The 14,215-nt window shown below is 51.9% G+C and carries 9 protein-coding genes; 7 read left to right on the top strand and 2 right to left on the bottom strand.

Going from position 1 to position 14,215, the window contains the following annotated elements; all coding sequences use genetic code 11:
- Positions 1 to 104: 104 nt before the first annotated feature.
- Together ACRRNK_RS20785 and ACRRNK_RS20780 are read right to left on the bottom strand one after the other, a co-directional pair.
- The gene (locus tag ACRRNK_RS20785) at positions 105 to 2,468 is read right to left on the bottom strand and encodes a stalk domain-containing protein (RefSeq protein WP_433944492.1); all 2,364 of its coding nucleotides are present in this window, start codon (positions 2,466 to 2,468) and stop codon (positions 105 to 107) included.
- Positions 2,469 to 2,577: 109 nt separating this feature from the next.
- On the bottom strand, positions 2,578 to 3,828 hold the full coding sequence (locus ACRRNK_RS20780; RefSeq protein WP_433944491.1) for an ArnT family glycosyltransferase: 1,251 nt from the start codon (positions 3,826 to 3,828) through the stop codon (positions 2,578 to 2,580).
- A gap of 326 nt (positions 3,829 to 4,154) precedes the next feature.
- On the opposite strand from ACRRNK_RS20780, the gene ACRRNK_RS20775 reads away from it, so the two are divergent.
- The 7 genes from ACRRNK_RS20775 to ACRRNK_RS20745 all read left to right on the top strand — a co-directional run bounded on the left by ACRRNK_RS20775 (position 4,155) and on the right by ACRRNK_RS20745 (position 13,984).
- The gene (locus tag ACRRNK_RS20775) at positions 4,155 to 4,946 is read left to right on the top strand and encodes an ABC transporter ATP-binding protein (protein ID WP_433944490.1); all 792 of its coding nucleotides are present in this window, start codon (positions 4,155 to 4,157) and stop codon (positions 4,944 to 4,946) included.
- A 5-nt stretch (positions 4,947 to 4,951) separates the two neighbouring features.
- Positions 4,952 to 6,634, top strand: coding sequence for a hypothetical protein (locus tag ACRRNK_RS20770; RefSeq protein WP_433944489.1), 1,683 nt, complete (start codon positions 4,952 to 4,954; stop codon positions 6,632 to 6,634).
- Between the two features lie 194 nt (positions 6,635 to 6,828).
- Positions 6,829 to 7,293: a nitrous oxide-stimulated promoter family protein gene (locus ACRRNK_RS20765; RefSeq protein ID WP_433944488.1), complete on the top strand. Its 465-nt coding sequence runs from the start codon at positions 6,829 to 6,831 to the stop codon at positions 7,291 to 7,293.
- A 593-nt stretch (positions 7,294 to 7,886) separates the two neighbouring features.
- On the top strand, positions 7,887 to 9,290 hold the full coding sequence (locus tag ACRRNK_RS20760; protein WP_433944487.1) for a cytochrome ubiquinol oxidase subunit I: 1,404 nt from the start codon (positions 7,887 to 7,889) through the stop codon (positions 9,288 to 9,290).
- Positions 9,277 to 10,293, top strand: coding sequence for a cytochrome d ubiquinol oxidase subunit II (gene cydB, locus ACRRNK_RS20755; RefSeq protein ID WP_433944486.1), 1,017 nt, complete (start codon positions 9,277 to 9,279; stop codon positions 10,291 to 10,293). Before ACRRNK_RS20760 ends, cydB begins: the two co-directional genes overlap by 14 nt.
- Positions 10,293 to 12,026, top strand: coding sequence for a thiol reductant ABC exporter subunit CydD (gene cydD, locus ACRRNK_RS20750; protein WP_433944485.1), 1,734 nt, complete (start codon positions 10,293 to 10,295; stop codon positions 12,024 to 12,026). The genes cydB and cydD overlap by 1 nt, the downstream gene beginning before the upstream one ends.
- On the top strand, positions 12,023 to 13,984 hold the full coding sequence (locus ACRRNK_RS20745) for an amino acid ABC transporter ATP-binding/permease protein (protein WP_433944484.1): 1,962 nt from the start codon (positions 12,023 to 12,025) through the stop codon (positions 13,982 to 13,984). Before cydD ends, ACRRNK_RS20745 begins: the two co-directional genes overlap by 4 nt.
- Positions 13,985 to 14,215 lie beyond the last annotated feature (231 nt).

Here is a 14,215-nt window from a genome sequence, read left to right as displayed (position 1 = left end):
AGCCGCTCCCCCGCAGATCACTGCGAATTGGAGCGGCTGTGTATGTCTCTTATGAAATAAGAATAATACCTTAACACATAGGAAGCGTTAGCTGGATTTTGTTGTTATTGCTGTTTCACCGGAGACATTGGCATGAAGAGCAATGCGAACGGCATGTTGCTTCCGGCTGAAGGAGAGATCCAAATCTCTACATTCTCTTCATAGTCCTTCGTTCTATAGAGGACGCTGGTCTGGTTCGGTACGTTAACTGAACCGGAATGTGAGAAGCTGACCACATTGCCGTTCACCAATGCGGCGCCCATATATAGGCCTCCACGCGGATTGAACGTAATCAGGGTGTTCGGAGCCACACGGTGCAGAATAATCTTGTACAATACACCATAGTTGCCTGAGTTCGTAGCCGGAGTTCCCATGATTCCATCAGTTCCCGTCTGGAATGGATCTGCCGTGTTATCTGTCAAATGAAGGCGCATGTTGGTATTGCCAACGAGCTCACCGTATTCGAAGACACGAGTAGAGTCAGCGAAGGTTCCCCGAATGATGGACTCTTTCGGGTCCAGCGAAGGCAGAGTTGTAAGTGCCTTGATTGGATCGTTATTGGCCTTCACGATCATGACGGTGTATTGGACTTGGGAATCACTGTACAAATCTCCGAACAGGGAGATTACATCTTCCTGGCTGAGAGCGGTTGCGCTCAGGTCCTCGAAGATTACTCTGGTCTCGCCTGGAGCCAGCGTAACCGTCTTCTGCTTGCTGCTGGTCTGATAGTTCTCGAAATAACGCTGTACTGATAAGCGGCCTGTCAGTTCAGGGTGTTGGTTAGGTCCAGCGGTGCCATAGCTCAGATAATCAATCTTTGCGTTCTGGGAATCCATATTCTTCGCGACCAGATACACCTTGGCTTTCTCACCAAGCCGGTTGCGGTGATGGATCATGAAGCGGGTTAGACCTGTAATGGTATCCTGATACAGAATGCCCTCACTTGTGACCGATTCCGGTCCACTGTCGCGGAACAGAGTATACGGCTCGGTCGTATAGGTGAACGGAATTTTGTCGTAGTTCAACACGCCTGCTCCGTTAATCTGGAGATTCTGTCCGACTGGTGTGAACAGCTTGTAGAATTGGTCCTCTGTATATAGAGTCTCATTGGTAATATTGATTGTCTTCTCTATCGTACTGGTAGCCCCGTGCTTATCTGTAACTGTTAACGAGATCGTCTGAGATCCCGGAGTGAAGTAAGCAAGCTGCTTATTCGTCCATTTTCGGTCTGTGATGGCACCTTCTTCATCTGTACTTTGATCGGTAATAGTTACGAGTTCACCCATCTTATACTCCGACTTGTCGGTAACGAATTGGGCTACCGGGGGCACATTGGGATTAACTACCTTGATGTTCAAAGTAAATGGAGCACTCCATTCCCCGCTCGAATCCTGAACAGAGTAAGTTACCGGATACGTGCCAGCCGATTGGAACATGTCCTGATCGGGACGGCCCACCCATCGTTCATTCACAATTTGCAGTCCCTTGGGAGAGTAGCTTTTGGTAGCAAAGTTCAGTACAGTCTGACCGGCAAAGATATCACCGGACTGTACCGAGAAGGTAGCGACCGGCTTGGTGGACAGCTGAACAATGACCTTCTTGCCGCTTACGCTATAAGGAATATTCAGCGCCTGGGTAATGGCAGTCAGAGGAACCATAAATACATTCTTGTCCTGATAAGAGGCGCCCCGCATCGTCTTGGAGACTCCATTGACCCGGTAGATGCTGCTGCCTGTCTTGAATCTAAGCTCATTCCCTGCGTAAGTAATAATCGTCTCTTTGGTCTTCCCGTCATAAGCGAGTTGATAACCGACCCGGTCTACCAAAGAGCGAATTCCGACATAAGAGACGCCTTTCTTCACGGTCATCGGATGCGTAGCCGTATAGACGCGGCCATCCTGCTCCATTCTGCTGCTGTCCATATATAGAATCAGCTGTCCGCTGCCGGTGGTTGCAGGAGCTAGTGTGGCAGGACTGGAAGTAGGATCTGGGATCGTCAGCGTGCCGCCGTCTGGCGGCTGTGAGCTGTCCCCGGAGGTACTGCTCCCGGAATCCGTAGTGCCGGCTCCATCCGCTGGGACGCTGCTTTGACTGCCTTGGCTATCCGCAGGGGGATTGGAAGTGGCAGGGGAACCCGATGTCTGGTCTTGCTGGGTAGCCTGGGATGATGGAGCAGTGTTCTCGGTAGTCTGATTATTTGAATTAACCGCAGCAACCTGCTTGGTTCCTTCCAGCGAAGAATTAGTGCCAGGCTTTGTTGTTCCGTTAGTCTCGAATGTAACAGGTGAGGCAGAGTTCAGAGATTGTACCCCGGCCGCTGCCTGTGACTGCACCTGCGAGGAGGAGACAGCTTCAGCACTTGCAGGCATCGCCGCAGCAGCCTGGGAAATGATGAGGGCAGTGACCAAGGTAGCCTTTTTAAAATCCATTAGCAAATGTACTCCTTTAAATTCTGAATTTAGACAATAGGAAAGGAGGCACACGAATAAATTCATGTGCTTTCCAATACGTTGTCATAGGGTTAAGGAATGACGCACTTTACTCCGAAACGGCTGGAGCAGGATTCTTCCGTCCTTTATAGCGGGTGTATACCCATCGAATGATGGCAACTCCAATTACGCAATCCAGAATGATGATGACCGGCATGGCGGTGTAGTTGTATCTGAATTCCGGAACGAACAGCAGCCGGATCAAGGACATAACTACCACGGTCGAGGCCAGCAGAAATTCAGGTTTGCGGAAACGGCGGGCAGTGCCAACTAAGGCGACCAGGAAGAATAGAACTAGACACTGGTGGAACAAATTCCGGATAGCATATGGGAAGACCGAGTAATAAGGCTTATGTCCGGCTCCAAAATACATTTTCCCGTAAATGTAATCCAGCTTTCCGATGGTATACCATTTCAGGAACAACCATGGTTTCTCGGTAAATCCAACCTTAAGGCGTTCTTTGGCAACCTCCATTTGGGTCTTCCCGTGACGGTCTACCATTCCGTCCAAATAGTTGTTGTAAGGATAGGTTCCGGCAGCAAATGGATTCACTTGAGTCGCAACGATAATGACCTGCTTCATGGTGATGATGTTGCGGACCACCCACGGAGACAGGATAATACCGGCTCCAATCAAGGTGACCAAGAGCAGCTTGAGCGTGTCCTTCCATTTTCTCGTCCAAAGGAAGTAGACGGCATGACATACAAAGATGAGCGGCAGGAACTCCGGCCGGGTCAGCACGGTTAACCCGATCAGGGCGCCGCTAGCGAGAGCCCACTTCCATGTCTTCTTCTCGAACGCAACAATCTGGAGGTACAAGTAAGAGACCAGGAAGAACGTACATATAACCTCGGTGAGCACTGCGCCGTTGCTCCAGATAAATGGAGGATAAATGGCACCGACAAAGGCAGCCAAGAGTCCGGCTGCTGTCCCTCCCATGCGCCTAGCCAACCGATAAATGAGAAAGAGGGTAATGAGGCTGAGCACGACCTGAATATAACGAATGTAAGGAGCTGGATCATGGGTCTTGTAATCTACTAGCTTATAGACCGCCGCCATGAACATAGGTAGACCTGGCGATACCTGAGCATTGGATTCCGTGCTTCGGTACCCATAGACCCCCTTCTCCAGAATCTGCTTGACCATAATGTCGTATTGCTTGGAGTCCGTGGAGACGGAATGTTGAACAGATCGGAGAAAGTCAACTCTCAAATAAGCTGCTAGAATAAAAATAATAAGCAGCAAAATAATTACAGCAGGTTTGTTGCCCCGAAAAGACTTAGACCAAAAAGATTGCATCAGGATCAGAACTCTCCCTTTCTCATCATGTAATATATAAACGCGCAAAACTGTGAAAAGTTGCTAATACTTCCAAAGCCATTTAGTAATATGGTGTGAATTACCTCTGTAACTCATTCCATAGAGTTCTTGGTAGTCTTATATTCCTAGTGTATAGCAACCTAAATAAGTATAAAGGTATATAGTATGATTCGCCAACCCAGCGGGGAACTTTCAGGAAACTTTACCCTATAGTGGGGCGATTCTACGGCGATTGGAATGAAGGATAGAGTTTTAACGCCATTTAGAAACATATGGTAAAATATCTGGAGTGAATGAGAGGAGTAATGAGAATGGTGAATAGAGAACCCGTAATTACAATCCGTGACCTGCGGATGAAATATTCCGACAGATACGTACTGAATGGCATTGATCTGGATGTGTTCAAAGGCCAGATTATAGGATACATAGGACCTAACGGTGCAGGGAAAAGCACGACCGTGAAGATCATGCTCGGGCTCGTGGAAGGATATACAGGGGAAGTTAAGATCCTGGGAACTGATATCTCGAGCGGGGATATCAGCTATAAACGGAGAATCGGTTACGTGCCTGAGATCGCTGAAATCTACGATACACTTACGGCGAAGGAGTACCTGACCTTTATCGGAGAATTATATGGAATTAATCGGGATGCTGCAGATGAGAAAGCAAGAAGATTAATAGATTGCTTCGGATTGAAGGAGGCCTACAATTCCCGGATCAGCTCTTACTCGAAGGGGATGAGGCAAAAGGTAATGATTATCTCAAGCCTGCTGCATAACCCGGATATTCTGTTCTTCGACGAGCCGCTGAGCGGTCTGGATGCGAACAGTGTGATGGTTCTGAAGGAGATCCTCTCGCTGCTCGCCGAGCAGGGGAAGACGATCTTCTATTCTTCTCACATTATGGATGTGGTCGAGAAGATCAGCAGCCGGATTGTTCTGCTGGGTGAGGGGCGAATTCTCGCCGATGGAACGTTTAGCGAATTGAAGGACCGGAGCAAGGAAGGGTCGCTGGAGGAAATCTTCAATCAGCTGACCGGCTTCAATGAGCACAGGCAGATCGCTGAAGCGTTCGTGGCTGCCGTACAGGAGGCCTGAGCCGTATGATAGAAAGCCGGATTTTGAAAGGACTTGATCTATTCCGGGGGGCCTTTGAGAAGGCGGGCGTTGACTATGCCATGATGAGGTCAATTCTCCAGATTAAGCTCATTATGGATGGACGAAGGGTCCCAACGATTATAGCTGGCGGGAATAAATCGAAGAAGAAAGATACTGCTCTCGGCGATCAGAATAAGAAGGAAGGCAATTCCTTTATACGGTCGCTTTGGCTGTACGGGCTGATGGGGCTGATGCTGGTTCCGATCGTTCTGCTCGGAGACAATTATATTTTTCAAATGAGTATCGTGTTCGGCATTATGATGTTCCTGGTGATGACCTCGCTGATCTCGGATTTCTCTTCCGTACTGCTGGATATCCGGGATAAGACGATTCTGTTCACCAAGCCGGTGGACCGGAAGACAATCAATATGGCGAAGCTGATTCATATTCTAATCTATATGTTCTTCGTTACCGGGACGCTGGCGGCTCCGTCGTTGATTGCCGGCCTTATTGAGCACGGTGTCTTGTTCTTCCTAATCTTCCTGATTGAAACCATCCTGATGGATATTCTGATCGTGGTGCTTACGGCGGTCCTCTATTTCTTCGTGCTGAAGTTCTTTGACGGAGAGAAGCTGAAGGATATGATCAACTATGTGCAGATTGCTCTATCGATCGGGATTACGATCGGTTATCAGCTGGTCAGCCGGCTGTTCAACCTGGTGAACCTCACGGTGCATTTTCAGCCAAAGTGGTGGCAGATCTTCCTGTTCCCCATCTGGTTCGGTTCCCCGTTCGAGACCCTGCTGCACGGAGCAAGGCAAAGTCACTACATGATCTTCACGCTGCTGGTCATTCTGGTGCCTATAATTCTGCTCTTCATCTATGTCAAAATGATGCCTGCCTTTGAACGTAATCTGCAGAAGCTGTCCGATCAGAGTGTTCGGGCAGGGCGCGCAGGGGGAAGGCTGACGGATCTGGTAGCTAAATGGGTCAGCGGCAGCCGTGAGGAGGAGACTTTCTTCCGTTTTGCCGCCAAAATGATGAGTACAGAGCGGGACTTCAAGCTGAAGGTCTATCCGACACTGGGCTTCTCGATTATCTTCCCGTTCATCTTCTTCTTCCTGGACTTCCATGAGGGCGGACTTCAGGGGATTGCATCAAGCCGGATGTATTTATTCATTTATTTCTGTGCGCTGCTTGTGCCTACTGTTGTCATGATGCTGAAGTACTCGGGCAGATATAAAGGGTCATGGATCTATCAGATTGCCCCGATCAGCCATACGGCTCCTATCTATAAGGGAACGCTCAAGGCTTTTCTGGCGAGACTGCTGATTCCGATGTTCATTCTGGAGAGCATTATATTTATTGCCATATTCGGTATGAGAATTCTGCCGGATCTGCTGGATGTGCTGCTGATGCTGCCGCTGTATACGCTAATCTGCTTCTTGGTGCTTCGGAAGGCGCTGCCGTTCTCGGAAGCCTTCGAGGCAACCCAGCAGAAGGAAGCGATACTGACGATTCCGCTCATGCTGATCCTGGGCGTTTTTGCCGGGATTCATTACTTCAGCACCGAGATACCTTACGGAGTGTATATTTACATGGGGCTGCTGCTGGTGCTGAACGTGGCAGGCTGGAGGATCGTATTCCGTTCCAGCAGCCTGAACAGCTTAAAGAATACAAATCGTTGATGCTAAATGGAATGAACTAAAGAAATGAGCGCATGGATCAAGGCTAACACTTGTTATGCAAAAGAATCGATCACGCAGTCTTTAGTTCAATCCATATGACAAACAATTATCCAGATTCATGTTGGCGGAATCACAGCGCTCCTGCGGATAAGCAGATACAATGCGGATAAGATCATTTTGTCCAGGAGGAGCCTATGGATAATAGAAGGAGAACAAGAGAGTGGGCCTACGAACTCTACGAACTGGTGGGGCAGACTGCGGTAAAGCCGAAAGCGGTGCGTAAGGCTGAGAATAACGGGCCAAGAATCAGACGCGAGAAGCTGACCGTTAGCTTCATGATCGGAAGGTACTGCTCCGGTCATCATAACCGGGCAAGCCGCATGCATGACTGTGACAATGGCAGCCGCACCATCCGGCTGTGCCAGGAATGTTATGTGCTGCATCAATATGCAATGAAGCGGCTGAGCCTGTGTCAGTTCGGAGAAGAGAAGTCGACATGTGTAGAGTGCCCGGTTCATTGTTATAAGCCTAAGCAGCGACTGCAGATTAAAGAAGTGATGAGGTACTCGGGTCCACGGATGCTGATGAGCCACCCGGTGCTGGCAATATGGCATCTGCTAGATCAGCGGGGAGATAAGCATAAGCACCCTACTCCATAGTTGAATTTACGGGGATCACCCGGTAAAAGGCTGTTCTGTAAGCAGTTTATTCTGCTGGAGAGCAGTCTTTTTCTTTTAAATAAAAGCTTATATAAAGCGTGTTTGAAATATCGGCATGCAGGGACAGGAGTAACGGAGAGGACGCTTGGAACTGAAGGAGCGTAAACGGCCGCCTACAAGCTTTCTGAAAGAAAGCTACATCGGCAGCATATGCTTTATCTCCGGATTTCAACAGTGAAATACAGTAAATCAAGAAACCCGGAGGCGGGCGACGGCCGAAAGTGGAGCAAGCATTCTCAGTAGTTACGACCATTCCCAATGGAGAACATGTCATCTTAAATTTATGCATTGTTATGTGATTTCTGTCACAAATCTGTCTGAATTGAGCGGATGGATGTGATAATTATCACAAGCGCAAAAGAAAATTTTTGCGAAAATAGTGACCAGGATCACAACGTGATGCAATAACTACACCAAGAACGGCTTCATTTTGCCTGGGATGAGATGAATTCAAGCCCAAATGTAAGATCAAAGTCAAGATCGAAAGTAACACCTGAACAACAAACAAATTCAGAAAGAGGGAAAAGAGAGAAATGGATACGTTACTGCTTGCACGCATCCAGTTTGCTGCAACCACAATTTTTCACTTCTTCTTCGTTCCGGTATCGATCGGATTGGTTCTGCTGATCGCGATGATGGAGACGATGTATGTAGTCAAGGGAAAAGAAGAATACAAAAGAATGGCGAAGTTCTGGGGGAAGCTGTTCCTGATTAACTTTGCAGTTGGTGTTGTTACCGGCATTCTGCAGGAGTTCCAGTTCGGCATGAACTGGTCGGACTACTCCCGGTTCGTCGGAGATGTGTTCGGCGCACCGCTTGCGGTGGAGGCGCTGTTCGCGTTCTTCCTGGAATCGACCTTCATTGGACTGTGGATCTTCGGCTGGGATCGGTTATCCCCGAAGGTGCACCTTCTCAGCATCTGGCTGGTGGCGCTTGGCACAACCATCTCCGCCTTCTGGATTCTTGCCGCCAACTCCTTCATGCAAAGACCGGTGGGCTACGCTATCCATAACGGCCGGGCGGAAATGAACGATTTCTTCGCGCTGATCGGCAATGGCCAGCTGTGGGTGGAATTCCCGCATACCGTGCTGGGCGCATTTGCAACCGGAGCTTTCCTGATTACCGGTGTGAGCGCGTATAAGCTGCTGAAGAAGCAGGACGTGGATTTTTTCAAGAAATCATTCAAAATTGCCGTGATAGTAGCTCTGATCTCTTCCTTCCTGACCGCGATCTTTGGCCACCAGCAGGCTCAATACCTGGTTAAGACACAGCCGATGAAGATGGCCGCCAGTGAGGGACTCTGGGGCAAGAGCGGGGATCCCGCAGGGTGGACGGTTGTAGCTTCGATTGACCCGACAACCAAAGAGAATAAATACGAGATCAAAATTCCTTATCTGCTGAGCTTCCTGTCGTACAGCAAATTCTCAGGGGAAGTGAAGGGGATGAACGAGCTGCAAGCCCAGTATGAGAAGACCTATGGTCCGGGCAACTATATCCCGCCGGTTCGTACAACCTTCTGGAGCTTCCGCATCATGATTGCCGCAGGCTGTCTGATGATCGTGCTCAGTGCTTACGGAGTCTATCTGGCGGCAAGGAAACGTCTCGAACGTCTTAACAAGTGGTACTGGCGCACCATGCTCTTCAGCATTTCACTGCCTTTCATTGCGAATACATCCGGTTGGGTGATGACGGAATTCGGCCGACAGCCGTGGACCGTGTTCGGACTCATGCAGACGAAGGACAGCGTCTCGCCTAGCGTTACTCCCGGGCAAGTGTTGTTCTCCCTGATCGCGTTCTGCCTGATCTATGCGGCGCTTGCCGCGGTACTGGTCTATCTGTTCGTTCGCGTTATCAAAAAGGGGCCGTATGCGGAAGAGCAGACGAAAGCCCATACTCATGATCCGTTTGGCAAGGAGGAATATCATGCTGTCTCTTAATGAATTATGGTTCGTGCTGGTTGCGGTATTGTTCATCGGGTTCTTCTTCCTGGAGGGTTTCGACTTCGGCGTAGGCATGGCCACCCAGGTGCTCGCCAAGAATGATACGGACCGCCGGGTTCTGATTAACTCCATCGGTCCGTTCTGGGATGCCAACGAAGTATGGCTGCTTACAGCGGGGGGCGCGATTTTCGCGGCCTTTCCGAACTGGTATGCCACCATGTTCAGCGGATATTACACTCCGCTGGTGGTGCTCCTTCTTGCCCTGATCGGACGCGGGGTTGCGTTCGAATTCCGCGGCAAGGTGGATTCCGCGCGGTGGAAGAAGACCTGGGACATCGCAATCTTCGCGGGCAGCTTCCTGCCGCCATTCCTGCTAGGCGTGGTCTTCTCAGGCCTACTGAAGGGACTCCCGATAGACCAGCATATGGAGATGAAGGCGGGGCTCTTCGATATGGTCAACCTCTATACACTGGTTGGCGGGATCGTGGTGGTGGTGCTCTGTTATGTTCACGGACTTCTGTTCACGGTGCTCAGAACAACCGGGGAGCTTCGGGACCGTGCGCGCAGCCAGGCGAAGACGGCGCTGATTCCGCTGGCCGTGCTGCTTGTCTTGTTCGCGATTCTTACGTACACGATGACGGATGTGTTTGAAGTACGTGGAGGACTGCTTGCCATTGTCGCGGTTCTCGGGCTTGCAGCCTTCCTGCTGGCCGGATGGTTTACCTCGGATAAAAGAGACGGCTGGGCGTTCGGCATGACCGGTGCGGTCATTGCCCTGTCTATCGCCGCGGTCTTCATTGGACTGTTCCCGCGAGTGATGATCAGCTCGCTGAGCAGCGCCTTCAGTCTAACTATTGACAATGCAGCCTCCGGACATTATTCGCTTAAAGTTATGACCATTGTTGCCCTGTCCCTGCTGCCATTCGTCCTCGGCTACCAGATCTGGAGCTATTTCGTGTTCCACAAGCGGGTTCACGAGAAAGATCACTTGGAGTACTAATGGGACGCGAACTGCTGGGGCTGAAAGGCATACGGCCGGTAATGGCAGCTATGGCCGTCCTAACCTTGATTCAGACCCTATCGATTATCCTGCAGGCCAAATGGCTGGCGGAGGCTGTCTCCGCGCTGTTCGCAGGGGAACCTTTGCAGGAACAATACGGCACAGCTGTATTGTTCCTGTGTGCTTTTACCGTACGTCAGATTACGGTCTACTTCCAGCAGTCTATTGCTGCCAAATTCGCTGAACTCACAGGCGCCCGGATGCGCAGCCAACTAATGGGCAAGCTCTTTGAGCTCGGACCGAGATATGCCGGCAAGGAAGGGACAGGTAATCTCGTTACCCTCGTGCTGGAGGGAGTCACTAAATTCCGCACCTATATCGAACTGCTGCTGCCGCGTATGCTGGCAGGCGGGTTCACCCCGGTGCTGATTCTTGGCTTCATCTACACGCTGGATACGGCTTCGGGGGTCATATTGACCATGACGATGCCTATTCTGATCGTCTTCATGATCCTGGTCGGGCTCGCCGCGCGCAAGCAGACGGAAGGTCAGTTGAAGACGTATAAAGTCTTGTCGAACCACTTTGTGGATTCCTTGCGTGGTCTGGAGACCCTGAAGTTCCTGGGGCGCAGCCGCACGCACAGCCAGTCCATTGAACGTGTAAGCGGTAGCTACCGAGCAGCCACAATGAAGACGCTGCGCACCGCCTTCCTGTCCTCTTTCGCGCTGGATTTCTTCACTATGCTGTCGGTCGCATCCGTCGCGGTAAGCCTGGGGCTGCGCCTGGTTAACGGTCATATGGTGCTTTTGCCGGCTTTGACCGTGCTCATTCTGGCACCAGAATACTTCCTTCCTGTTAGAATGGTAGGCGCAGACTTTCACGCTACCCTGGACGGCAAGGAAGCCGGGGAGGCCATGCAGGCGATCATGAACAGCCAGTCAGGTGAGGAACTGAGTGAGAAGGGCGATCTTGAGCCGGACTACAGCTGGACGGATGGCAGCAGATTGGCCTTGTCGGGGCTCAGCGTGACGCATGAAGAAGGGTCGGGACCCTCACTGGAGGGTGTAGATCTCCGGTTAACCGCAGGAATGAAGATCGGCATAATCGGGGAGAGCGGCGCGGGCAAGTCCACGCTGATTGATGTGCTGGGCGGATTCCTTCGCCCGAGCGCAGGCTTAGTGGAGCTAGATGGACGGATTATGCATTCATTATCGGAGGCGGTCTGGCGGAATCAGATCGTGTATATTCCGCAGCAGCCTTATATTTTCAGCAGCACGCTTGAAGACAATGTGAAGTTCTACAGGCCTGAAGCCTCCTTGGATGAAGTGAAGCAGGCCGTAGAAGCGGCCGGGCTCGGTCCGGTCGTAGAACAGCTGCCGGATGGGTATAAAGAGATGATCGGCGGCGGAGGAAGGCGATTCAGCGGAGGCCAGGAGCAGCGGGTTGCGCTTGCACGGGCCTTACTTAGTGATCGCCCGGTCATCCTGCTGGATGAGCCGACAGCCCATTTGGATATAGAGACCGAGTATGAGCTGAAGGCGACGATGCTTGAGCTTTTTGAAGGGAAAACAGTTGTTCTTGCGACCCACCGTCTGCACTGGATGCCGGATATGGATGTCATCGTGGTCATGGACCAAGGCAGGGTGGCAGAAGTGGGAACCCACGAGGAATTAATGATGAAGCAGGGCGCCTATTACGCGCTGGTTATGGAACAGGAGGAGGGAGCAGCATGAGACAAGAAGGCTGGCTGAAGCCGTATATTAAGACCCATCTGGGGCGGTTCATCCTGATTATTATCCTTGGTGTGCTGACAGCCTCTGCTGCCTCGATGCTGATGTTCACCTCCGGGTATCTGATCTCAAAGTCGGCGCTTCGCCCCGAGAACATCCTGCTGGTGTATGTTCCCATCGTGGGGGTCAGAACATTCGGCATCAGCCGGGCTGTCCTGCATTATGTGGAGCGGCTGGTCGGGCATGACGCGGTGCTGCGCATTGTGTCCCAAATGCGGGTGAGACTGTATGACAGTCTGGAGCCGGGTGCGCTGAACCTACGCTCCAAATACCGGACCGGAGACATCCTGGGCGTGCTGGCGGAGGACATCGAGCAGCTGCAAAATGTATATCTGCGGACTGCCTTTCCGGGGTCGGTTGCGGTGGTCATGTATGCAGTCGTGATTGCTGCGCTGGGCCGGTTCGACGCCACCTTTGCCCTGATGACCGCAGGTCTACTGCTGATTCTGCTTGGCGTGCTTCCTTTCATATCCCTGCTCATGACCACAAGGACTCAGGAGCGGATGAAGCAGGAACGCAGCCGGCTGTATCAGAAGCTGACGGATGCGGTGATGGGACTGGGCACCTGGGTGATCAGCGGAAGGACCAGGGACTTCCTGGCCTCCTATGAAGCGGATGAGGCCCGGATTACCAGGGCGGACCGGGTACTCAAGAGATGGGCGAGAGTAAGAGCCCTGCTCGGGCAGCTTGTGGTACTGGGCGGCGTCCTCCTCATGATGTTCTGGTCAGCCGGGCGGACGGCGGATGGCAGTATGAATGGGACACTTATCGCCGCCTTTGTACTGGTCGTGTTCCCGCTGATGGACGTCTTCCTCCCCGTATCTGAGGCGGTGGAGAAGCTGCCCCGTTACCGGAACTCGCTGAATAGGCTGAATGAAATATCTTCAGCCGGACGTGAGGAAGCGGCCCGGACCGCGGGCCGGGGCGGAGCGGCTGAAGGGGCTAAGGCCGCCGAAGCCGCCGGCGCATCCGGGGCCGCGCGGCCGAGCCATGAGCAGCTGAGGGCTGCCGAAGCCACACGGCCGAGCCAAGAGCAGCCGGGAGCTGCCGAAGTGGCACGGTCGGGCCTTGAGCGGCCGAGAGCCGCTTGCGGAGCCGGCGCTCTTGTCGGCGCCGGATTCGTGAAGCCAAGGGCTGCGCACATTCGGCTGGAAGAAGTGAGCTATAGCTATGAGGGGACTACAGAGACTGCGGTCCGCGGTATCTCGCTGGATATTCCGCAGGGCAAGCGGATTGCCGTGATCGGGCGCAGTGGAGCCGGGAAGTCAACCCTGCTCGGGCTCATTCAGGGGGCGCTTGCACCAGTTGCGGGAGTTGTGCGGATTAACGGGATGATGGCCGGAGACCTCGGCGACCATATTCCTGAGGTCATCTCTGTACTCAATCAGCGTCCCCATCTGTTCGATACGACTGTGGCGAACAATATCCGGCTGGGCCGGACCCAGGCTGCGGATGAGGAGATCCGCCGGGCTGCCGAACAGGCTCAGCTTGCCCGGTTGATTGGGACCCTTCCCGCTGGGTACGAGACCCTTATGCGGGAGACCGGCCAACGGTTCTCCGGCGGAGAACGTCAGCGGGTGGCGCTTGCGCGTATTTTGCTGCAGGATACGCCGGTTGTCATCCTCGATGAGCCTACCGTGGGACTTGATCCGCGAACGGAGCGGGAGTTGATGAGGACGATTCTGGATGCCACTAACGGCAAATCACTGATTTGGGTCACCCATCATCTGGCTGGAACCGAGAACATGGATGAGATCATCTTTATGGAGAATGGCAGAATTGAAATGAGGGGAACCCATGAGGAGCTGATGGCGCGCTATCCGCGTTACCGGAATTTGTACGATATGGATCGGCCCGTAATTGTTGAGTGTAGAGCCGCTAAGTATCTCAAGAAGGATTGAACTAAAGACTTCGTAATTGAATACCTGGCACAAATCAGCTGCCTTGGTATAAATGTTTATTTCTTTAGTTTCCTTATAATGTATCGACTTCAACAAAAGAAGCGTGTCAAACAAGAAATCTTGTCTGGCACGCGCAGCCAACATAGCTACTACGCCTACTGGTCCTAATTTCAAACTAAGCAGAAATGAATCGCACAAGTCTCATACTGGACTTTACACAAAGGCTACCCG

Origin of the sequence: Paenibacillus sp. SN-8-1, from assembly GCF_050995535.1 — a bacterium.
In the GTDB taxonomy this organism is placed as follows: domain Bacteria; phylum Bacillota; class Bacilli; order Paenibacillales; family Paenibacillaceae; genus Fontibacillus.
This window is presented reverse-complemented; position numbering and strand designations above follow the sequence as displayed.